General features: G+C 73.6%; 21 protein-coding genes. 12 read left to right on the top strand and 9 right to left on the bottom strand.

The window, feature by feature from the left end:
- Positions 1-48: 48 nt before the first annotated feature.
- The 7 genes from AC0HI0_RS26675 (at position 49) to cobA (ending at position 6632) form a co-directional block, all read left to right on the top strand.
- The gene (locus AC0HI0_RS26675; protein ID WP_480926245.1) at positions 49-1143 is read left to right on the top strand and encodes a cobalt-precorrin-4/precorrin-4 C(11)-methyltransferase; all 1095 of its coding nucleotides are present in this window, start codon (positions 49-51) and stop codon (positions 1141-1143) included.
- A gap of 1 nt (position 1144) precedes the next feature.
- Positions 1145-1987, top strand: coding sequence for a bifunctional cobalt-precorrin-7 (C(5))-methyltransferase/cobalt-precorrin-6B (C(15))-methyltransferase (locus AC0HI0_RS26670; protein ID WP_480926244.1), 843 nt, complete (start codon positions 1145-1147; stop codon positions 1985-1987).
- Between the two features lie 16 nt (positions 1988-2003).
- Positions 2004-3260 (top strand): cobalamin biosynthesis protein, encoded by a 1257-nt coding sequence (locus tag AC0HI0_RS26665; RefSeq protein ID WP_480926243.1) that lies wholly within the window; start codon positions 2004-2006, stop codon positions 3258-3260.
- 211 nt (positions 3261-3471) lie between these two features.
- Entirely contained in the window at positions 3472-4251 is a 780-nt protein-coding gene (locus tag AC0HI0_RS26660) for a S1 family peptidase (protein WP_480926242.1), read from the top strand.
- A 78-nt stretch (positions 4252-4329) separates the two neighbouring features.
- A complete protein-coding gene (locus AC0HI0_RS26655) occupies positions 4330-4623 on the top strand; it encodes a hypothetical protein (RefSeq protein ID WP_480926241.1) in 294 nt (97 codons plus the stop codon).
- A 28-nt stretch (positions 4624-4651) separates the two neighbouring features.
- Complete coding sequence (locus AC0HI0_RS26650; RefSeq protein WP_480926240.1) at positions 4652-5368, top strand: PIG-L deacetylase family protein; 717 nt, start codon at positions 4652-4654, stop codon at positions 5366-5368.
- 46 nt (positions 5369-5414) lie between these two features.
- On the top strand, positions 5415-6632 hold the full coding sequence (gene cobA / locus AC0HI0_RS26645) for a uroporphyrinogen-III C-methyltransferase (RefSeq protein ID WP_480926239.1): 1218 nt from the start codon (positions 5415-5417) through the stop codon (positions 6630-6632).
- Here the strand turns inward: cobA and AC0HI0_RS26640 are convergent.
- Positions 6577-7518, bottom strand: coding sequence for a hypothetical protein (locus AC0HI0_RS26640; RefSeq protein ID WP_480926238.1), 942 nt, complete (start codon positions 7516-7518; stop codon positions 6577-6579). The genes cobA and AC0HI0_RS26640 overlap by 56 nt on opposite strands.
- A 97-nt stretch (positions 7519-7615) precedes the next feature.
- Between AC0HI0_RS26640 and AC0HI0_RS26635 the strand changes: the two genes are divergently transcribed.
- Positions 7616-8497, top strand: coding sequence for an ArsR/SmtB family transcription factor (locus AC0HI0_RS26635; RefSeq protein ID WP_480926237.1), 882 nt, complete (start codon positions 7616-7618; stop codon positions 8495-8497).
- A gap of 31 nt (positions 8498-8528) precedes the next feature.
- Here AC0HI0_RS26635 and AC0HI0_RS26630 read toward each other — a convergent pair whose 3' ends face one another.
- Positions 8529-8981 carry a winged helix-turn-helix transcriptional regulator gene (locus tag AC0HI0_RS26630; RefSeq protein WP_480926236.1) on the bottom strand — a complete coding sequence of 151 codons (453 nt, stop codon included), beginning with the start codon at positions 8979-8981 and terminating at the stop codon, positions 8529-8531.
- Positions 8982-9060: 79 nt separating this feature from the next.
- Here AC0HI0_RS26630 and AC0HI0_RS26625 point away from each other — a divergent pair, with 79 nt between their 5' ends.
- Positions 9061-10068, top strand: coding sequence for an epoxyqueuosine reductase (locus AC0HI0_RS26625; protein WP_480926235.1), 1008 nt, complete (start codon positions 9061-9063; stop codon positions 10066-10068).
- 352 nt (positions 10069-10420) lie between these two features.
- On the opposite strand, the gene AC0HI0_RS26620 is transcribed toward AC0HI0_RS26625, so the two are convergent.
- Together AC0HI0_RS26620 and AC0HI0_RS26615 are read right to left on the bottom strand one after the other, a co-directional pair.
- Positions 10421-11893: a DEAD/DEAH box helicase gene (locus tag AC0HI0_RS26620; protein WP_480926234.1), complete on the bottom strand. Its 1473-nt coding sequence runs from the start codon at positions 11891-11893 to the stop codon at positions 10421-10423.
- A gap of 191 nt (positions 11894-12084) precedes the next feature.
- Positions 12085-12573 (bottom strand): HXXEE domain-containing protein, encoded by a 489-nt coding sequence (locus AC0HI0_RS26615; protein ID WP_480926233.1) that lies wholly within the window; start codon positions 12571-12573, stop codon positions 12085-12087.
- Between the two features lie 26 nt (positions 12574-12599).
- On the opposite strand from AC0HI0_RS26615, the gene AC0HI0_RS26610 reads away from it, so the two are divergent.
- Positions 12600-13130 (top strand): TetR/AcrR family transcriptional regulator, encoded by a 531-nt coding sequence (locus AC0HI0_RS26610; protein ID WP_480926232.1) that lies wholly within the window; start codon positions 12600-12602, stop codon positions 13128-13130.
- 91 nt (positions 13131-13221) lie between these two features.
- Here the strand turns inward: AC0HI0_RS26610 and AC0HI0_RS26605 are convergent, their stop codons facing one another.
- The 3 genes from AC0HI0_RS26605 to AC0HI0_RS26595 all read right to left on the bottom strand — a co-directional run bounded on the left by AC0HI0_RS26605 (position 13222) and on the right by AC0HI0_RS26595 (position 15992).
- A complete protein-coding gene (locus AC0HI0_RS26605; RefSeq protein WP_480926231.1) occupies positions 13222-14214 on the bottom strand; it encodes a serine protein kinase RIO in 993 nt (330 codons plus the stop codon).
- Positions 14215-14445: 231 nt separating this feature from the next.
- Positions 14446-14982 (bottom strand): hypothetical protein, encoded by a 537-nt coding sequence (locus AC0HI0_RS26600; protein WP_480926230.1) that lies wholly within the window; start codon positions 14980-14982, stop codon positions 14446-14448.
- Positions 14979-15992 (bottom strand): helix-turn-helix domain-containing protein, encoded by a 1014-nt coding sequence (locus AC0HI0_RS26595; protein WP_480926229.1) that lies wholly within the window; start codon positions 15990-15992, stop codon positions 14979-14981. Before AC0HI0_RS26595 ends, AC0HI0_RS26600 begins: the two co-directional genes overlap by 4 nt.
- A gap of 86 nt (positions 15993-16078) precedes the next feature.
- On the opposite strand from AC0HI0_RS26595, the gene AC0HI0_RS26590 reads away from it, so the two are divergent.
- Positions 16079-16300: a hypothetical protein gene (locus tag AC0HI0_RS26590; protein ID WP_480926228.1), complete on the top strand. Its 222-nt coding sequence runs from the start codon at positions 16079-16081 to the stop codon at positions 16298-16300.
- Positions 16301-16313: 13 nt separating this feature from the next.
- On the opposite strand, the gene yaaA is transcribed toward AC0HI0_RS26590, so the two are convergent.
- Both yaaA and AC0HI0_RS26580 read right to left on the bottom strand, forming a co-directional pair.
- Positions 16314-17045 (bottom strand): peroxide stress protein YaaA, encoded by a 732-nt coding sequence (yaaA, locus tag AC0HI0_RS26585; protein WP_480926227.1) that lies wholly within the window; start codon positions 17043-17045, stop codon positions 16314-16316.
- A gap of 62 nt (positions 17046-17107) precedes the next feature.
- Positions 17108-17458 (bottom strand): VOC family protein, encoded by a 351-nt coding sequence (locus AC0HI0_RS26580; protein ID WP_480926226.1) that lies wholly within the window; start codon positions 17456-17458, stop codon positions 17108-17110.
- A 269-nt stretch (positions 17459-17727) separates the two neighbouring features.
- Between AC0HI0_RS26580 and AC0HI0_RS26575 the strand changes: the two genes are divergently transcribed.
- Positions 17728-19473, top strand: a complete 1746-nt coding sequence (locus tag AC0HI0_RS26575; RefSeq protein WP_480926225.1) for a proline--tRNA ligase — start codon at positions 17728-17730, stop codon at positions 19471-19473.
- The last annotated feature ends 20 nt before the right edge of the window (positions 19474-19493 follow it).

Raw genomic sequence — 19493 nt, 5'->3', positions numbered from 1 at the left:
GTACGGTCCTTGCCCACCAAGCCGTACACGTCGTGGGGAGCAGTTGTGATGACTGGTCGGGTCACCTTCGTGGGCGCCGGTCCCGGTGCCGCCGATCTCATCACCGTCCGGGGCTCGAAGCGGATAGCCGAGGCCGACGTGGTGGTGTGGTCGCCCGCCGTCGTCGAGGCCGAGTGCGTGCGCGAGCACGCCCGCCCGGACGCCGAACTCGTGGACTTCTCCCGGGTGTCGGAGTCCGAGGTGGTCGACCTGTACCGGCGCGCGTCGGCGAGCAAGCTCAAGGTGGTGCGGCTGCACGCGGGCGACCCGTCGCTGTGGGGCGGCCTGCGCGAGCAGCACGAGACGTGCCAGAAGCTCGGCCTGGCCGTCGAGGTCGTGCCCGGCGTGTCGGCGGTCTCCGCCGTGGGCGCGTCCGTCGGGCGCGAACTGACCACTTCGGACGTCGCGCAGTCGCTGGTGCTGACCGGGCCCGAGGGCGCGGAGCACGTGGCCGAGTTCGCCGCGCACGGCACCACCATGGCGATCAGCGCGTCCGGCGCGCGGACCGGCCGGATCGTGGAGCAGTTGCGCGCGGGCGGCTACCCCGACGACACGCCGGTCGTGGTGGCGTACAAGGTTTCCCTGCCCGACGAGACGGTCGCGCAGACCACGCTGGGCGAGCTGGAGGCGTGCGTCAAGGAGCACAAGCTCTACCGCACCACGCTCTTCCTGGTCGGCGAGGTGCTCAAGCCCGCCACGACCCGGCGCGCGGCGGCCGGTGACGAGCCGGTGCGCCGGACCCGGTCGAAGTGGTCGATGCGCGCGTCCCGCGATTCGGCTTCGGTCGCCGCGTGGTCGGCCGTGCACGACTGGCAGGAGACCGCGCGGGCCCGCCGGTCCGCGCCGGCCAAGCCCAAGCCCGAGAGCGACGACCCGGTGCTGGAACTGGTCCCCGACGAGCCCGTGACCGAGGTGCCGGCGGACGCCCTGTCGGTGGCCGTGGTGGCGGGCGAGGTCGTGGCGGTGGCGGGCGAGGCGGAGCCCGCCAAGCCGAAGCCGACGGTCGCGGCGGCGGCCAAGCGCAAGCCGACCACGGTCCAGGCCAGCACCACGCCGCGCAAGCCGGCCGCGCCACGCGCCAAGAAGACCAAGCGCGCCAACTGACGTGGACGTCGTCGCGCTGCACGGGTTCCTCGCCGACACCGGTCGGACGTGGGGCTCGGTGACCGTCGTGGACGTCGAGGAGCACGGCCCGCGCCACGCGCTCAACGTGTGCCGCGCCCGGCCCGCCGTCGTGGTGTCCGGCGCGGACCCGGCCGAACTGGCCCGGGGTCTGGCCGGCTGGCGGCGGACGCTCACCGTGGCCGACGCGTCCGGGCTGTCCACGGCGGACCCGGCCGACGCCGTGGTCCGGCGCTGGGTCGACCCCGGTTTCGTGCTGTGCGCGGCGGACGCCGGGTGGACGCCCTCGCCCGGCGGCTGGGCGCTGCCGGACGACGATTTCGCCCACCGCGACGGCATGGTGGCCACCGCCGAGGTGCGCGCGCTCGCGCTGGCCCGGCTCGCGCCCCGGCCCGGCACGCTGGTCTGGGACGTCGGCGCGGGCCCCGGCGCGATCGGCGTCGAGTGCGCCCGGCTGGGCGCGGCGGTCGTCGCGGTGGAGCGGGACCCGGTGCAGTGCGTGCGGATCATCGCCAACGCCTCCGCGCACGGCGTGGACGTGCGGGTGGTGGAGTCGCCGCTGGCCGAGGCCGCCGACCTGCCCCGCCCGGACGCGGTGTTCGTCGGCGGCGGCGGGCCGGACGTGGTGCGCCAGTGCGCCCGGGTCGGCGCGCAGCGGGTCGTGGTGGCCACCACCGACCTGGAACGGGTGGTGCCCGCGCGCGACGCGCTGCTGGAGGCCGGCTACGAGGTGTCGGGCAGCCAGCTCTCGGCGGCCCGGCTGACCGGTGGCACGCTGCTCGCGGTGAACCCGGTGACGGTGTTGTGGGGCACGAAGAAGTCGTGATGTGGAGGACGTGGGCGTGATCGGGTTGTTCGCCGCCGGCGAGCGCGGGCGGCGGGCGGCCGTCGAACTCGCGGGTTTCCTCGGACCGGACGCGGTGGTGCCGGACGGGCCGGTCGGCCCGGCGCTGCGCAGGCTGTGGCCGAGCCTCGGATCGGCGGTGTTCTTCCTCGGCACGGACGCCACCGTGCGGCTGGTCGCGCCGCTGCTGCGCGACGAGCGCTCGGACCCCGGCGTGGTGTGCGTGGACGGCGGGTTCGCGGTGGCGCTGCTGGGCGGCGTGGACGCGCTGGCCGGCCGGATCGGCGAACTGCTGGACTGCGTGCCCGTGGTCACCTCCGCGTCGGTGGCCTCGCCGCTGGACGAGCTGGTCGAGCTGCTGGACGTGGTGGTGGACGGCGACCTCGCGGCGTTCGGCGCGGCGGTCCGCGACGGCGACTGCGTGCTGCTGCGCAACCCGCTGGGCTTCCCGCTGCCCGCGCTGCCGGACAACGTGCAGGTGGACGACCTGTCCGGGCACCCGGAGTGGACCGTGGTGCTGGACGACCGGGTGCCGTCCGGCCCGCAGCCGGAGCGCGTGCTGCGCCTGGTGCCGCGCACGCTGGTGATCGGCGTCGGCTCGGGCACCGGCGTGTCCGCGTCGGCGGTGTCCGAGGCGTTGGCGGAGCTGGAGGTCCGGGGGCTGGACCTGCGCGCGGTCCGCGCGTTCGCCACGCTGGACCGCAAGACCGCCGAGCAGGGCATCGCGGACGCCCTGGACGACTGGGGTTTCTGGCACGACTCGACCACCGCGCCGCTGCTGGCCTACTCCGGCGAGGAACTCGCGGTGATCCCGGTGCCGAACCCGGCGGAGCTGGCGATCGGCATCCCCAGCGTGGCCGAGGCGGCGGCGCTGCGCGGCGCGATGGAGCTGTCCGGCGGCGGCCGGGTGGAGATGGCCGTGGAGAAGGTCAAGGGCGCGGCGGTCACCGTGGCGGCGGCCCGGGTGCTGCCGCGCGGCCGGCTCGCGCTGGTCGGCCTCGGACCGGGCGGGGCGGACGAGCGGACGCCGCGCGCCGAGGCCGAGCTGCGCCGGGCGTCGGTCGTGGTGGGCACCGACGAGTGCGTGGCCCAGGTGCGGCACCTGCTGCGGCCCGGCACGCGGGTGGTGGCCGACGGGGCGGTCGGGCTGGCCGAGGCCGGCGCGGCGGTCGCGTTCCTCGGCCGCGACGGCGGTCCGGTGCTGGAGGGCCCGGTGCGGGCCGAGGTCGTCCGGGTCGGCGGCGTCACGTCCTGAGCGCCGGTCCGCGCGGGCCGGCCCGGTGCGCTCGGTGAGCAACGATTCGTCGTGGGGTGGCCACATCGTTGCGTCGCGGGGCGGTTCGGGTTCGGGGAACGCCGCACGTCAACTGTGAAGCCGGGATTGGTGCTTGTCGGGTATGCGCTTTTGGTCCTAGCTGGGGGGACGCCGCCTGCCGTCAACCTGCCCGGAAGGATCGAGCGCACCCATGGCGAAAACCCTGCATCGCCTGATCACCGCTCTGGCCGCCGCCGTCGCCGCGGTCGGCCTGCTCACCGTCGTCCCGGCGAGCGCCGACGTGTCCCCGTACATCGTCGGCGGGACCCGCGCGACCATCAGCCAGTACCCGTGGACCGTCTACCTGGCCAGTTCCAGCGGCGGCCAGTTCTGCGGCGGCACCCTGGTCAAGGGCAACAAGGTCGTCACCGCCGCGCACTGCACCAGCGGTCGCTCCGCCGCGAGCACCCGCGTGGTGTGGGGCCGTGAGGACAAGCAGAGCACCGCGGGCATCACCGCCTCGGTGACCAAGATCTGGGTCCACCCGAGCTACCGCAGCGCCACGTCCGGCTACGACGTGTCGGTGCTCACGCTCGACCGCAACATCACCTCGGCCTACCTGCCGCTGGCCGGGCCGTCCGACTCCGCGCTGTACGCGGCGGGCACCAGCACCACGATCCTCGGCTGGGGCACCACGTCGTCCGGCGGCTCGGCGTCGCGCTACCTGCTCAAGGCGTCCGTGCCGGTGGTCTCCGACACCAGCTGCAAGCAGTCCTACCCGCAGTACATCGCCTCCGCGATGGTGTGCGCGGGCTACCCGCAGGGCGGCACCGACACGTGCCAGGGCGACTCCGGCGGCCCGATCGTGGCCGGCGGCAAGCTGATCGGCGCGACCTCCTGGGGTCGCGGCTGCGCGTCGGCGGGCTACCCCGGCGTGTACGCCCGGATCGCGACCTACAACTCCGAGCTGACCCAGCAGATCAACTCGTAAACCTCGCGCCGTGCCCACGTCCGGGTGGTTCTCCGGCGTGGGCCCGGCGCGCGTGGTCGGATGTTGATCATGCGATCCGTGTTCCTCCTGTTGTTCCTGCTCGCCCTGCACACCATCCCGGTCACCGCCTCGGCCGCGCCGAGCGGGCTGCGCGACTGCGCGGCCGAGGTGGCCGACCGCACCGGCAGCGGTCGGTGCAGCGGCTCCGGCACCTTCCGGGTGATCGTGGCCTGCGAGGACGGCCGGTTCGCGCGCGGCCCGTGGGTCACCATCGACCAGCGCCTGGGCACGACCGACGCCACCTGCCCGTCCCGCGCGATGGGCGCGGAGATCGAGGAACTGCTGGCCGACGGCACGATCGTCGGGGCGTAGCGCCCGCGCAGGCGTAGCGTTGCACCGCATGGACGACTACCTCCCGCTGCCCGAGGACTGGGAGCGCGCGCTCGCCGTGGTGGCCCACCCGGACGACCTGGAGTACGGCGCCGCCGGCGCCGTCGCCCGGTGGACCGCCCAGGGCAGGTCCGTGGCGTACCTGCTGGTCACCAAGGGCGAGGCGGGGATCGACGGCCTGCCGCCCGAGCAGGCCGGTCCGCTGCGGGTCCGCGAGCAGGTCGCGTCGGCCGCCGTCGTCGGGGTGACCGACGTCGAGTTCCTGGACCACCAGGACGGGATCGTGGAGTACGGCCTGCCGCTGCGCCGCGACATCGCCGTCGCCATCCGCCGGCACCGCCCGGAACTGGTGATCACCGGCAACCACCACCCGACCTTCCCCGGCGGGTTCGTCAACATGGCGGACCACCGGGTGGTCGGGCAGGCGGTGCTGGACGCGGTGCGCGACGCCGGCAACCGGTGGGTGTTCCCGGACCCCGACCTGGAGCCCTGGAACGGGGTCCGGCACGTCGCGATCGCGTCCTCGCCGCACTCCGGGCACGCGGTGGACCTCACCGGCACGTTCGACCGGGGCGTCGAGTCGCTGCGCGCGCACGCCGCCTACCTGGCGGGCCTGGGCGGCGGTGCGATGGCGGACCCGGACGGGTTCCTGCGCGGGATGGCCGAGGCGGCGGCCGAGCGGTTCGGCGGACGCCTGGCGGTGCCGTTCGAACTGGTGGTGATGTGAAGCACCCCGGTTGGACACGGCATGTCTGATGTGGATGCTTCTACCCATGCACGGTGAACAGCACTACCTTGTGGGCCTCGACCTGGCCGGCCGGAAGGTCGTCGTGGTGGGCGGCGGGACCGTCGCCCAGCGCCGGCTGCCGCGCCTGGTGGCGGCGGGCGCGCTGGTCGAGGTCGTCTCGCCCGAGGTCACCCCGGCGGTCCAGGGCATCGTCGAGGCGGGCGGCGCGGTGTGGCACGAGCGCCGCTACGCCCCCGGCGATCTGGAGGGCGCGTGGTACGTGCTGGCCTGCACGTCCGACGCCGAGGTGAACGCCCGGATCACCGCCGACGCGACCGACCTGAGGGTGTTCTGCGTGCGCGCGGACGTGGCGGTGAAGGGCACCGCGGTGACCCCGGCCGTGGGCGGGCACGACGGCCTGCTGCTGGGCGTGCTGGCGGGCGGGCAGCACCGGCGTTCCGCGGCCGTGCGGGACGGCCTGCTCGCGGCGCTGCGCGACGGCTCGCTGGGCGACCAGCACGACCAGCCCGCCGGGGTGGCGCTGGTCGGCGGCGGTCCCGGCGACCCGGACCTGATCACCGTGCGCGGCCGGCGGCTGCTGGCCCGCGCGGACGTCGTGGTGGCCGACCGGCTGGCCCCGATGGAGCTGCTGGACGAGCTGCCGCCGCACGTCGAGGTGGTGGACGCGGCCAAGATCCCGTACGGGCGGGCCGCCACCCAGGAGTTCATCAACACCACGCTGGTGGACAACGCCAAGGCCGGCAAGTTCGTGGTGCGGCTCAAGGGCGGCGACCCGTACGTGTTCGGGCGCGGCTTCGAGGAGCTGATCGCGTGCGCGGAGGCGGGCGTGCCGGTGACCGTGGTGCCCGGCGTGACCAGCGCGTTCGGCGTGCCCGCGCTGGCCGACGTGCCGGTGACGCACCGGGGCGTGGCGCACGAGGTGGTCGTGGTGTCCGGGCACGTGGCCCCGGACGACGAGCGCTCGCTGGTGGACTGGGACGCGCTGGCCCGCCTGCGCGGCACCGTGGTGATCCTGATGGGTGTCGAGCGGGCGGGCGCGTTCGCGGCGGCGTTGCGGGCGGGCCGGCCCGGTGACACGCCGGTCTCGGTGATCCAGGAGGGCAGCACCCGGGCCCAGCGCGTCGTCGAGTCCACTTTGGACGCTTTGGGGCACGACGTGGTGGCGCACGGGATCCGCCCCCCGGCGATCATCGTGGTCGGACCGGTTGCCGGACTGGCGCGGGAGCTGCCTTTTCGAGCGTGAGCGTCCACGCCACCCCGGCGGCGACGGCGGTGACCAGGCAGGCGAGCAGGACCAGGGTGAGGGTGCTCGGGTGGATCAGCGGCTCGCCGCGCAGCGCCTGCCAGGTCAGCAGCGCGAACAGCCCCGCGTAGCCGACGGCGGCGACCCCGACCAGGCGCACCCTGGCGCGTTCGCTCAGGGCCAGGGCGGTGACCGCGAACGCGACCAGGATCATCACCTGGAGGCCGTGCATCCCGAAGAAGTGCGGGATGCGCAGGTCGCCGCCCGTGGTGCTCCACGCGGTCACCGGCATCTGCTCGCCGCCGTCCGGCGCGCCCACGGTGTGCCCGCCGCGCAGGGTGATGTCGTGCCCGGCGGCGTCGGTGGTGGTCGCGCGCTTGTTCTGGCCGACCATCAGGTAGCCGGACGCCATGCCGAGCACCGCGAGGTACAGGCCGGTGCGGATGCCCCACGTGGTCGGCCGGTCGCGCAGCTTCTGGAACGACAGCACGATCGCCAGCGCCACGTTGGCCAGGAACATGACCGGGATCGTGTACTTGAACATGTTCTGGGTCAGCACGTTCCAGAAGTCCTGGCTCGTGTTGTAGTGGCTGAACGTGCCGCGCGCGGCCTGCACCGCGACGATGCCGACGTCGGCGAACATGATGACCGCGATGGTCGTGCCGAGGCCGGAGGTCCAGCGCCTCCCCTTGTGCGCCAAGGAGAGCATCCAGGACAGCGTCGCCGAGTAGACGGTCAGCGACACGGCGAACTTGAGCGGCTTGAGCCACACGGGAGAGCCCTGGAGCGCCCGACCGTCGAACAGCAGTCCGCCGAGGGCGACCAGGGTCAGCGCGGCCATCACCCAGGCGAGCAGGAGTGTTGGGCGGTGCCAGGTCTTCGTCATGCCGTAGAGCCTGGTCAATCGGGGCGGGCGTCTCACTGGTGCGCGCAGGCCGGTCGGAGGTGGGGCGCGCCCCCGCCGGGGGAGGAGGGACAGCCAGGTGGCGGTGCGGATCCGGTTGGCCGGGGTGGGGTTGGCGAAGGTGCGGTTCGCCTACTCGCCGTTGTTCGAGACGGTGATGGCGGTGGACGGGCTGCGGGTGCCCGGCGCGCACGCCGTGCACCTGCCGTGGGTGGTGTGGGCGCGGGAGCGGGTGGCGTCGATCGACGACCTCCCGGTGTTGCTGGACCTGGTGGCGGGACCGGTGAAACCCGCGCTGCTGATGCCCGTGCCCGACGTCCGGATGCCCGACCTGGAGGCGGAGTTGGCCGGGGTGCCGGGACGGGTGGCGGACGTCGTGCGGGCCTGCCACGAGGTGCTGGTGGCACCGTTCTGGCGGCGGATCGCGGCGGTGCTGGAGGCGGACGTGTTCGCGCGGGCGGCGGTGCTCGCCGATCGCGGCGCGCAGGCCGTGTTCGCCGACCTGCACCCCGAAGTGTCCTGGGAGGACGGTGAGCTGGTCCTCTACGCGGACCGGCGGCCGGACCAGCCGCACCGGGTCGACTTGGCGCACGACGGCCTGGTGCTGTCGCCCAGCGTGTTCTGCTGGCCGCGCGCGTGGGCGGCGATCGACCCCGTGGGGCCCGGTGTGGTGCGCTACCCGGCGCGCGGGATCGCCGCGCTGTGGGAGTCGGCGTGGGAGGCGGGGCCTGCCGCGCCGGACGAGTTGGCAGCGCTGATCGGGCGGACCCGGGCGGCGCTGCTGGTGCTGCTGGCCGCACCCATGTCGACCACGGAACTGGCCGCGCGGCTGGGGGTCACCGCCGGGGCGGTGTCGCAGCACGTCGGCGTGCTGCGGGCGGCGCGGCTGGTGACGACCCGGAGGGACGGCCGGGCCGTGCTGCACATGCGCACCCCGCGCGCCGACGCGTTGCTGGCGTGAGCGTTCGCCCGTTGGGGTCTCGGCTTGAGCCTCAGGTCCGGCGCAGGCCCAGTTCGTGCGCGGGATCGACCGGGTGGCCGTGCTCGCAGACCGGGACCAGCCGGACCTGCCCGCCGCAGCCGACGTGCTCGTGCTCGACCGGCGGGCCGCCGTCGGCGAGGTGCCGGTCGCCCCAGGCCATCAGGGACATCAGGACCGGCCACAGCTCGCGGCCGGCGGGGGTCAGGCGGTACTCGTAGCGCGGGCGGCTGCCGAACTCCCGGTACGGCTCCTTGGTCAGCAACCCGGCTTCGACCAGGTGGTGCAGGCGGTTGGCGAGCACGTTGCGGGCCACGCCGAGGTGCTGCTGGAGCGCGTCGAACCGGCACACCCCGTTGAACACGTCCCGGACGATCTGCAGCGACCACCGTTCGCCCAGCACACCCAGGGCGCGCGAGATCGAGCACACGTCGTTGTCCACCACCACACCGGTCACCCGCCCCATGCTACCCGCTGGGTTGCCAAACGGAACCCAGCCTGTCTAGGTTGCTCATTGAAACTCAGGATGTGGAGGGGGTAAGGACATGCGACTCGACGACCATCCGACCGTCCGGGAGGCCAGGGCCGAACCGGTGCGCCCGCCGGACCCCGTCGTCGCGGCGGACCGGTTGCGGGACCTGGCGTTCCGGGCCGGCGCGGACGACGTGGGCTTCGTCCCGATCGACACGCCGGGGCTGGAGGTCGACGTCGAGTACGCGCGCAAGGCGCTGCCGGGGGCGCGCAGCTACGTGGCGTTCTGCGTGCGGATGAACCGGGACAACGTGCGCAGCCCGTTGCGCAGCATCGCGAACACCGAGTTCCACCAGGCGCTGGGCGACGCGGACGAGGTGGGCCACCGGCTGGCGCGGCTGCTCCAGGACGAGGGGTACCGGGTGGTGCACCCGGCGTCGGCATTCCCGCAGGAGATGGACGGCTTTCCCGGGCGTGGCTGGGTGATCTCGCACAAGCTCGTCGCGCAGGCGGCGGGCCTGGGCCGGATCGGCATCCACCGCAACGTGATCCACCCGAGGTTCGGCAACTTCGTCCTGCTGGGCACGGTGGTGGTCGACTTCGCGGTGGACGAGCCGTCCGGTCCGGTGGACTTCAACCCGTGCCTGGAGTGCAAGCTGTGCGTCGCGGCGTGCCCGGTCGGCGCGATCGGCAAGGAGGGGTCGTTCGACTTCGCGGCGTGCTACACGCACAACTACCGCGAGTTCATGAGCGGGTTCACCGACTGGGTGGAGAACGTCGCGGACAGCGCGGACCGCGAGGACTACCGCAGCCGGGTGTCCCCGGCGGAGACCGCGTCGATGTGGCAGAGCCTGGCGTTCAAGCCGAACTACAAGGCGGCCTACTGCATGGCCGCCTGCCCGGCGGGCTCGGACGTCATCGGCCCGTTCCTGGCCGACCGGAAGGGCTTCGTCGCCGAGGTGGTGAAACCGTTGCAGGACAAGGAGGAGCCGGTGTACGTGGTGCCGGACTCGAAAGCCGAGGAGCACGTCCGCAAACGCTTCCCCCACAAAGACGTCCGCCGCGTGTCCAACGGCCTCTGACACACCGGCGTGGCTCCCCGCCTCTGCGGCGGGGCGCGCGCGGCGGGTGAGTGCGGCTGGTGAGTGCAGCGGGGCGAGTGCGGCGGGATGCGCGCGGCGGGGTGAGTGTGGCGGGGTGAGTGTGGCGGGGTGAGCGCGCCCCGCCTCGGCGGCGGTGAGTGCGGCGGGGGAGCGTGGTGGGTGAGCGCGGCCGGATTGTCGGTGCCCCGTGCGATCATGGAGACGGGGGCCGGAGGCCACGGGCCGACCCGGTCGGCCGAGCATTTTCGCTGGTCAGAGCCGTGAAAGCGAGCCGCCCGCCCCCGGAGTGCGGGGAGCGGGCGGCTCGGTGTTCAGGTGTCGTGCGACGCGGTCAGTGCTGCGCCACGCGGCGCGGCCGGCCACCGCGCTCGCGGTCACGGCCGTGGTCCGAGCGGTCGGAACGGTCCGACCGGCCGCCGCGGAACTGGCCGCCGCCGGTGCGGCGGGGGCCGCCGCCACGACGGGCCGCGCGCACCGGGACCTCCGGCTCGGTGACCGGGATGCCGCTGGGCGTGCGGGCACCGGTGATGCGGATCAGGTCCTCGTCACCGGGGCGGACCTTGGTGGACTCCGGGCGGATGCCCGCCCGAGCCGTCAGGCCCTGCACGGCGCGCCGCTGGTCGTGGGTGACCAGCGTGACCACCGTGCCGGACTGCCCGGCCCGCGCGGTGCGCCCGGCCCGGTGCAGGTAGTCCTTCGGGTCGGCCGGCGGGTCGACGTGCACGACCAGGCTGACGTCGTCCACGTGGATGCCGCGCGCGGCGACGTCCGTGGCGATCAGCACGGGCATGCTGCCCTCGCGGAACTGGCCGAGCACGCGGGTGCGGGCGCTCTGCGCCTTGCCCCCGTGCAGCGCGCCCGCGTGGACGCCCATCGACCGCAGCTTCTTGGTCAGCCGGTCCACGTGGTGCTTGGTGCGCACGAACATGATCGTGCGCCCCTCGCGCGCGGCGACCTCGGTCACCACGGACTGCTTGTCCTCCGCGGACACGAACAGCAGGTGGTGCTCCATCGTGGTCACGCTGCCGGTGGGCGGCGCGACGGAGTGGACCACCGGGTCGTGCAGGTACTGCCGGACCAGCTTGTCGACGTCGCCGTCGAGCGTGGCCGAGAACAGCAGCCGCTGCCCGTCCTGCGGGGTCAGGTCGAGGATGGCGCGGACCTGCGGCATGAAGCCCATGTCGGCCATCTGGTCGGCCTCGTCCAGCGCGCTGAACATGACCTCGGACAGGTCGGCCGTGCCCTGCCGCACGTGGTCGGAGAGCCGACCGGGCGTGGCGATGAGCAGGTCGACACCGCGCTTGAGCGCGTCGATCTGCCGGGGGAACGACGTGCCGCCGACGACCGTGCGGCACCACAGGCCCAGCGAGCGGGCGAACGGCGACAGCGCCTCTTCGACCTGCATCGCGAGTTCACGCGTCGGCACGAGCACCAGCGCGCGCGGCTTGAGCGGCTTGGCCCGGCCGCCCGCGAGGCGGGACAGCAGCGCCAGCCCGAACGCGAGGGTCTTGCCGGAGCCGGTCTGGCCTCGGCCGAGCACGTCGCGGCCGGCGAGCGCGTCGGGCAGCGTCGCGGCCTGGATCGGGAACGGGTCGGTGATGCCCGCCTGGGTGAGCGCCCGCAGCAGCTCGTCGGCCAGGCCCAGCTCGGCGAACGAGGGCAGCGGGCCCTCGGGCAGCGTGCTCTCGACGTGGTCCGGAACGGTCGTCTCCAGCACCTGCTGGGGACGGCGGCTGCCCTGGCCGGCGGGGCGCCTGCTGCGCGGCTTGCGGAACTGCGGGCGCTCGGATCGGCCTTGGGACATGGGTGGCAAAAGAAACCTCCGGGACAAGGCACGTCTCGGGGATCGCTTCTGCCTTTGGCGCAGGCGCTAATCGCAAGGACGGGCCCGGCGCTGCTTGCGCCGATAGTGGTTGGGAGCACCGCCGCCCTGCCGGGTCTGGGGCCGCGAACGGTTGTTGCGCCTCCGGGCGATGCACCACTCAGTCTAGCCGATCAACGGACCGGCTCGCGCATCCCGCCGGTGAAATCGCGCACACGGGTGGCCAGGTGGGCGATGCCGTGGGCCGCGCCGACCGTGATCGGGAACCAGATAAGCGCAGTTCGGGGCAGGTTCGGCCGGATTCCCGCGCGGCGCGGCCGGTGCACCGCCCAGAGTGAAAAAGGGGCTACGACGGTGGGTGCGGTGATCACACCCGGGGTGTAGCCGCGAAAAACGGCACTCGCCCCGACGTGGGTGATCGAGTGCAGCCCGAACCCGATGAGCACGGCCTGGAAGAACGGTGATCGACCGCCGGTCCAGGCACCCCTGGCGCACGCCGCGGCGATCACCGCGCCGACGACGCCGATCGCGATCGCGGACTGGGCGGGTGTGGTGGTCGGCACCCGGTTCCGGCGGGTCCAGCCCGGCATCGTGGCGAGTTCTTCGAGGTCGTGCACGACCCACGCGGCGAGCAGCCCCCAGGTGACCTTCTTGCTGACCATGGCACTTACGTTACATGATGTAACGCATGTCTGGACGTCCTCGGAACGCCGAGATCGACCGCGCGCTCACCGCCGCCACCGGCACCCTCCTGGAGGAAGTCGGCTTCGACGGCCTGACGCTGGACGCGGTGGCCGCGCGGGCGGGGGTGAGCAGGCCCGCGCTGTACCGGCGGTGGCCGACCAAGCTGCACCTGGTCGCGCACGTCGTCGCGGACGGGGTGCCGATGTCCGACCCGGACACCGGCAGCGCCCGCGAAGACCTCCGGATCCTGGCGAACGCGCTGGTCGACGGCCTGTCGTGGGTGTTGTTGGCGGTGCACGCCGAGGCCCGCCGGGTGCCCGGCCTGCTGGATGGGTTCCTCGCCGGGCGGCACGCGCTGGTCGAAGCGGTGGTGCGGCGCGGGGTGGCGCGCGGCGAACTGCGCCCGGACGTGGACCCGGAACTCGTGCGCGACCTGCTGTTCGGCCCGCTGGTCTACCACTGGCTGGCGACCGACCGGCCGCGCCCGGCGGAGACCGTGTTCGACGTGGTCTGGCCGTTGTTCGCGGCGCGCTGAGCCGCCGCCAGCCGGTCGGTGGCCGCGCCGGGACCGCCGCGCGCCGGAGGTGTCGGCGCGCGGCGGTCGTGGTTCGTCCGGCGGTGGGCGGTCAGCGGGTCAGCCCGGCGACGTCGAGCAGCATCTCGACGAGGTCCGCCGGCTCGGCCAGCTCCGGCGCGAGGCCGCGCGAGGTGAACCAGCCCGAGATGTTGCGGACGTCCCGTTCCAGGAACTCCGCGCCGCGCGGGTTGGCCACCACGTCCACCACCTGCGGCAGGTCGATCACGACCAGCCGCCCGTCGTGCACCATCAGGTTGAACGCCGACAAGTCGCCGTGCGCCAGACCCGCCGAGGCGAGCAGGCTCAACGCGTCCACCAGCTGCCGCCACAGGTCGAGCAGCTCGTCCGGTTCCGGTCGCAGCTGCGCCAGCCGGGGTGCGGCGGCGCCGTCCGCGCCGACGAACTCCAGCAGCAGTTCGGTGCCGGCCCGGGACACCGGGTAGGGCACGGGCGCGCCCAGCTGCCACAGCGTGGACAGCGCGGCGAACTCCGCCACCGCCCACTGCTCGGCGATCAGGTTGCGCCCGAACGACGTCCGGTTCTCGATGGCCCGCTGCTCGCGGGACCGCCGCATCCGGCGGCCTTCGAGGTAGCCGGCGTCGCGGTGGAACATCCGGTGGTCGTTGCTGCGGTACCGCTTGGCCGCGAGCAGGCAGGACCGGTCGCCGCCGGGCAGCGCGCGTTCCAGCAGGAAGACGTCGGCCTCCTTGCCGGTCTTCACGATGCCGAGTTCGCGGTCCACCGCGGACAGGTCGGTGACCAGCCACCCGGGCCACGGCTTCGGGCCGTGCTCGGCGGCGTCCCAGGTGGACCACCGGTCGCCGCCGTCGGGCACGGCGGTGATCTCCGCGTCCTCCGCGTCCTCCCGCGACTGGGCGAGCCGGTCGCGGGCGTCCTCGGTGAGCCGGCCGCGCCGGTTGGGCGCGGGCTCGTCGTCGTCGCGGGTCCCCCGGCGCTTGGCGCGCCAGGTCAGGTCGTCGGCGTGGTCGAAAGAGGTGTCGAACTCGTCGTCACGGTCGAGAAAACGCTCGTGCTTGCGCACTGGGTGGGCTCCAAGGAGAAGAAGGAGGATCGCCCCACCGGCGCGTGTGGTCGGCGCGCTAGGCAGTCGGGGCGAGCGGACGGGTCGGTGCCACGTCCCGGACAGCTGTAGTCATCGGGGGCACCTCCTCCATCTCCGCCGCACATCCGGCGCTTCAACGCGAACGCGGACCAGCATGCCCGGTCCCGCCGCTCGTGCGCAACCGAATTTCCGCGGTCGGGTTTTGCCTGGTCAGGGGGCTTCCGTGCGGCGGTCGAACCGGTAGCTGGTGCGGTGTCCCAGCCACGCGGCGGCGAGTTCGCCCATCACCAGCGAGTCGTGCCGCAGCACCCGCTCGTCGTGCCACTGGGTGGCCAGGCGGGCGGTGGCGAGCATCCGGCGGCGCGCGGTGGCGCTGAACTCGACCAGCGCCTCCAAGGCGTCGTCGACCTGGTCGGCGGCCAGCGGCACGGGGGCCGCCGGCGAGGGCAGGGCCAGCCGCTCGTGCGCGAACGTCGCGGTGGTGGCCAGGTCGCCGGCCAGCTGGTGCTCCACGGACTCGGCGTTGCCCTGCAGGCGGGACAACCCGGCCGCCGCCAGGCGCAGGCCCAGCAGCCGCGCGACGCACAGGCCGGCCCACACCTGCTTCAAGGTCTCCGGCGCGTCCAGCTCACCCGTGTCGAGGTCCTCGGTCAGGTCGCGGAGGGTTTTCGAGGTGACCGCGTGGTTGTCGGGTGCGTCCGCCGCGTCGTCTTCGGCGGCGGACTCGGCGGGTGTGTCGGGACTCACTCGGTCATTGTGGCAGCACCGTCACGCGAGGTGACAAACAACTGCGGTGAGTCACGCTTTTGGCGGCTTCCCGGTGGCCGGCGGTGCGCGAACGATCGCCGGTAGTCCTTGGGGGACAAGCCGACTACTGCATTGAAGTGGTGTCGCAGCAACGCCGCTGTGCCGAATCCGCATCGGTGGGCGATGGACTCCACGCTGAGTTGCGTCTCCTCCAGCAGTTGCCGCGCCCGCAGCACCCGTTGGGTGGTCAGCCAGCGGTGCGGGGTGGTGCCGGTCTCGGCGGCGAACCGGCGGGCGAAGGTGCGTTCGGACATCCGCGCGTGCTCGGCGAGCCCGGCCACGGTGTGCTCGGTCTCCAGCGCGTCCATCATCCAGGCCAGCGTCGGCTGGAGGCTCTCCGCGCGCACGGTGGTCGGCTGGACGAACTGGCGCTGCCCGCCGTCCCGCTGCGGGGCGACCACCATGCGGCGGGCGATCGTGGTCGCGGCGGCCGAGCCGACTTCGCGGCGGACCAGGTGCAGGCACGCGTCGATGCCGGCCGCCGTGCCGGCACTGGTGATCAGGTCGCCCTCGTCCACGAACAGCACGTCCGGGTCGACCTGGGCGAGCGGGAAGCGCGCGGCGAGTTCGTCGGCGTGCCGCCAGTGCGTGGTGCAGCGCCGGTTGTCGAGCAGGCCGGCCGCGCCGAGCGCGAACGACCCGCTGCACACCGACAGCACGGTCGAGGCCCGGCGGATCGCGTCGAGCAGGGCGGGCGGGTACTCGTCCCGGATCGCGAACGCCGGGACGGCCACCAGGTCGGCCCCGGCGAGCGCGTCGAAGCCGTGGTCGGGCACGACGGACGCGCCGACGTTCGTGCGGACCGGCCGGCCGGGGTGCTCGCCGCAGACCCTGAAGTCGACCAGCGGCACGCCCTCCTCGGTCCGGTCGATGCCGAAGACCTCGCAGATCACGCCGAACTCGAACGGTGCCAGGCCCTCGATCACCGGCACGGCCACGGAGGTGAGCATGGTCCGAGGATAGCTGGCAGGATCTTGACGGACAACGGCAAGACTGCCAATTGTGGCTGGTTATTGCCGGTCGCATAGTTAGTGCCATGACCGCACTGCTGTTCGTGATCACCGTCCTGGCACTCGTCGTCTACGGACTGGAGCGCAACCACCACCGCAACGCGGGCTTCGGCTCCCGGCTCGCCGGCAGCCACGACGTCGACGACCGCGACCTGGCCCGGGTCTCGACCGAGCTGTCCGCCCCGGCCGAGCAGGGCGCGCCGGAACGGCCGCACCCCGCGGCGCGGCTCGCGGTCCGCTCGGTCTGAGCGGGTGGACCGGTCAGACGATCAGGTCGAGCGCCGCATCGCCGGTGGGCTCCAGCCGGAGCCCGGCGGCGGCGGCGATCCTGACCAGGGCGCGGACCGACCCGGCCTCGGCGCGGGACTTCACGATCGCCCGCGCGAGCAGGCCCTTGTGCGCCTTGTTGAAGTGGCTGACCGCCTGCCGCCGCCCGGCCGGGTCCTCGGTGACCACCCGGACGGTGATGGCGTGCGGGATCTTCGCCAGCGAGCTGTAGGGGGCCGACCGCAGGTCGATGACCGGGGTGTCGGCCAGCGCGGGGGTGAGCACCGGCCGCCACAGCGCGCCCAGCGGCCCGGTCGCGGGCAGCACGCTGCCGCCGGACAGGCGGTAGGCGGGGATCGGGTCGCCGCCGTGCACGATCCCGAACAGGGCGGACGCGACCGCGAGCCGGCCCTCGGCGCGGCCGCGTTCGGCCTTGGTCAGCGTTTCGAGGTCGAGGTTGTCGTAGAGCACGCCGGTGTAGCGCCGCAACGCCGGCATGGTCGGCGCGGTGCGCAGGTCGGCGTTGCGCTCGACCTCGGCCCGCTGGCGCTCGGACAGGCCCAGCACGGCCAGGCTCGCGGGCACGTCGGCGGCCAGGTCGACCAGGGCGTCCACCAGCTTCGCGCGGACCGGGTTGAGTTCGGGGCGCGCGAGGAGGTCGAGGTCCAGCGGCGCACCCGTGCCGCCGGTCGCCTTGGTCTCCGACGGGGGCAGCAGTACCAGCACGGACCGGGAGCCTAGGCCGTGCCCCGCCGCCCGGATCGGGTCGGGTTGTCGGCGGGGCGGGCTCAGCCGGGCTGGCCCACGCAGAACTGGTTGCCGTCGGGATCGGCCAGCACGGTCCAGGTCAGGCCGGGCACGGTGTGCTCGGCGACCTCGGTCGCCCCCAGTTCCACGAGCCTGGCCACCTCCGCCGCGCGGTCGGGCACGTGCGTGTCGAAGTGCACCCGGTTCTTGCCGGGCGCGATGTCGTCCGCGCGTTGCAGGCCGAGTTGCAGGCCGCCCTCGACGGCCGGGCCGATGATGAGGAACTCGCCCCAGTCGTGCCGCACGTCGGTGCCCAGTGCCTTGGTCCAGAACTCCGCGAGCTTGTGCGGGTCCGGGGTGTCGATGGTGATCATGCCGATGGTCAGGGTCATGTCCGGGAAGGTAACCGCGACCACCGACAATCCGCTGTCGGTGAGCCGCTGACCTGCACCGATGCGCGCGGCTGCGACCGGTGCCGGCGGCGTCGGCGCGCGGGTGGCGTCCGGGTCGGCGCGGCGGGCGCACCGCGCGGGGGTCGGCGGCGGAAGACCGCTCGTGACGGGCTGTGCGCGCGGGGCGGGCCGGCGGGAACCCGTTTGAACTGGTCGGAAGGCGTTCACTACCCTTCCTTGCACTACCAGCGCCACGAGGAGCACCCACCGTGATCACGAGGATGTCGTCGCTGTTCCTGCGCACCTTGCGCGAGGATCCGGCCGACGCCGAAGTCCCCAGCCACAAGCTGTTGGTCCGCGCCGGCTACGTCCGCCGCGTCGCGCCGGGCGGGTACTCGTGGCTGCCGCTGGGCCTGCGGGTGCTGCGCAACATCGAGCGGATCGTGCGCGAGGAGATGGACGCCTTCGGCGCGCAGGAGATCCAGTTCCCCGCGCTGCTGCCGAAGGAGCCCTACGAGGCCACGAACCGGTGGACCGAGTACGGCCCCAACATCTTCCGCCTCAAGGACCGCAAGGGCGCGGACTACCTGCTCGGCCCCACCCACGAGGAGCTGTTCGCGCTCACCGTGAAGGGCGAGTACTCGTCCTACAAGGACTACCCGGTCACGCTCTACCAGATCCAGACCAAGTACCGCGACGAGGCGCGTCCCCGCGCGGGCATCCTGCGCGGCCGCGAGTTCGTCATGAAGGACTCGTACTCCTTCGACCTGGGCGACGAGGGCCTGGCGGAGTCCTACCAGCGCCACCGCGACGCCTACATCCGGATCTTCGACCGGCTGGGCCTGGAGTACGTGATCGTGTCGGCCACGTCCGGCGCGATGGGCGGGTCGGCGTCCGAGGAGTTCCTCGCGGTCGCGCCCACCGGCGAGGACACCTTCGTGCGCAGCACGGAATCGGGCTACGCGGCCAACGTCGAGGCGGTGGTCACGCCCGCGCCCGCCGAGCAGTCGGTGGACGACAAGCCCGCGGCGCAGGTCCACCACACGCCCGACACGCCGACCATCGACTCCCTGGTCGCGTTCCTCAACGGCGCGGACCTGGGCCGGAGCTTCACGGCGGCGGACACGCTGAAGAACGTCCTGGTCAAGCTGATCACGCCGGGCAAGGCCCCGGAGCTGCTGGCGATCGGCCTGCCCGGCGACCGCGAAGTGGACTTCAAGCGCCTGGAGGCGGCCGTCGAGCCCGCCGAGGTGGCGATGCTGGAGGAGTCCGATTTCGCCAAGAACGGGTTCCTGGTCAAGGGGTACATCGGCCCGGCCGCGCTGCAGGCCAACGGCGTGCGCTACCTGGTCGACCCGCGCGTGGTGCGCGGCACGGCGTGGGTGACGGGCGCGGACAAGGCCGACCACCACGTGGTGGACCTGGTGCAGGGCCGCGACTTCACGCCCGACGGCACGATCGACGTGGCCGAGGTGCGCGAGGGCGACCCGTCGCCGGACGGCCACGGCGTGCTGGTCGCCGCGCGCGGCATCGAGATCGGCCACATCTTCCAGCTGGGCCGCAAGTACGCGGACGCGTTCTCGCTGGACGCGCTGGGCCCGGACAGCAAGCCGATCCGGATCACCATGGGGTCCTACGGCGTCGGCGTGTCCCGCCTGGTGGCGGTGATCGCCGAGCAGAGCCACGACGACCGCGGCCTGATCTGGCCCCGCAACGTCGCCCCCGCGGACGTGCACGTGGTCGTGGCGGGCAAGGACGAGGCGCTGCTGGCCGGCGGCGAGCAGCTGGCCGGCGAGCTGTCGGCGGCCGGGCTGAGCGTGCTGCTCGACGACCGCAAGGCGAGCCCCGGCGTGAAGTTCGCCGACGCCGAGCTGGTCGGCGTGCCGACCATCCTGGTGGTGGGGCGCGGGCTGGCGAACGGTCTGGTCGAGGTCAAGGACCGGCGTTCGGGTGAGCGGGTCGAGGTCGCGGTGGCCGACGCGGTGCGGCACCTGCTGGACGTCGTGCGCGGCTGAGCGGTCGTGCGGGCGGGGCT

It is taken from the genome of Saccharothrix sp. NBAS 001 (genome assembly GCF_056640475.1).
This window is presented reverse-complemented; position numbering and strand designations above follow the sequence as displayed.

Excerpts from the sequence above, each read along its gene's own strand:
- AC0HI0_RS26675 (WP_480926245.1), top strand. The coding sequence starts at position 49 with ATGACTGGTCGGGTCACCTTCGTGGGCGCCGGTCCCGGTGCCGCCGAT.
- AC0HI0_RS26625 (WP_480926235.1), top strand. The coding sequence starts at position 9,061 with ATGCGACTCGACGACCATCCGACCGTCCGGGAGGCCAGGGCCGAACCG.
- AC0HI0_RS26640 (WP_480926238.1), bottom strand. The coding sequence starts at position 7,518 with ATGACGAAGACCTGGCACCGCCCAACACTCCTGCTCGCCTGGGTGATG.
- AC0HI0_RS26580 (WP_480926226.1), bottom strand. The coding sequence starts at position 17,458 with ATGACCCTGACCATCGGCATGATCACCATCGACACCCCGGACCCGCAC.
- cobA (WP_480926239.1), top strand. The coding sequence starts at position 5,415 with ATGCACGGTGAACAGCACTACCTTGTGGGCCTCGACCTGGCCGGCCGG.
- AC0HI0_RS26590 (WP_480926228.1), top strand. The coding sequence starts at position 16,079 with ATGACCGCACTGCTGTTCGTGATCACCGTCCTGGCACTCGTCGTCTAC.
- AC0HI0_RS26660 (WP_480926242.1), top strand. The coding sequence starts at position 3,472 with ATGGCGAAAACCCTGCATCGCCTGATCACCGCTCTGGCCGCCGCCGTC.
- AC0HI0_RS26615 (WP_480926233.1), bottom strand. The coding sequence starts at position 12,573 with ATGGTCAGCAAGAAGGTCACCTGGGGGCTGCTCGCCGCGTGGGTCGTG.
- AC0HI0_RS26620 (WP_480926234.1), bottom strand. The coding sequence starts at position 11,893 with ATGTCCCAAGGCCGATCCGAGCGCCCGCAGTTCCGCAAGCCGCGCAGC.
- AC0HI0_RS26595 (WP_480926229.1), bottom strand. The coding sequence starts at position 15,992 with ATGCTCACCTCCGTGGCCGTGCCGGTGATCGAGGGCCTGGCACCGTTC.
- AC0HI0_RS26610 (WP_480926232.1), top strand. The coding sequence starts at position 12,600 with ATGTCTGGACGTCCTCGGAACGCCGAGATCGACCGCGCGCTCACCGCC.
- AC0HI0_RS26650 (WP_480926240.1), top strand. The coding sequence starts at position 4,652 with ATGGACGACTACCTCCCGCTGCCCGAGGACTGGGAGCGCGCGCTCGCC.
- AC0HI0_RS26630 (WP_480926236.1), bottom strand. The coding sequence starts at position 8,981 with ATGGGGCGGGTGACCGGTGTGGTGGTGGACAACGACGTGTGCTCGATC.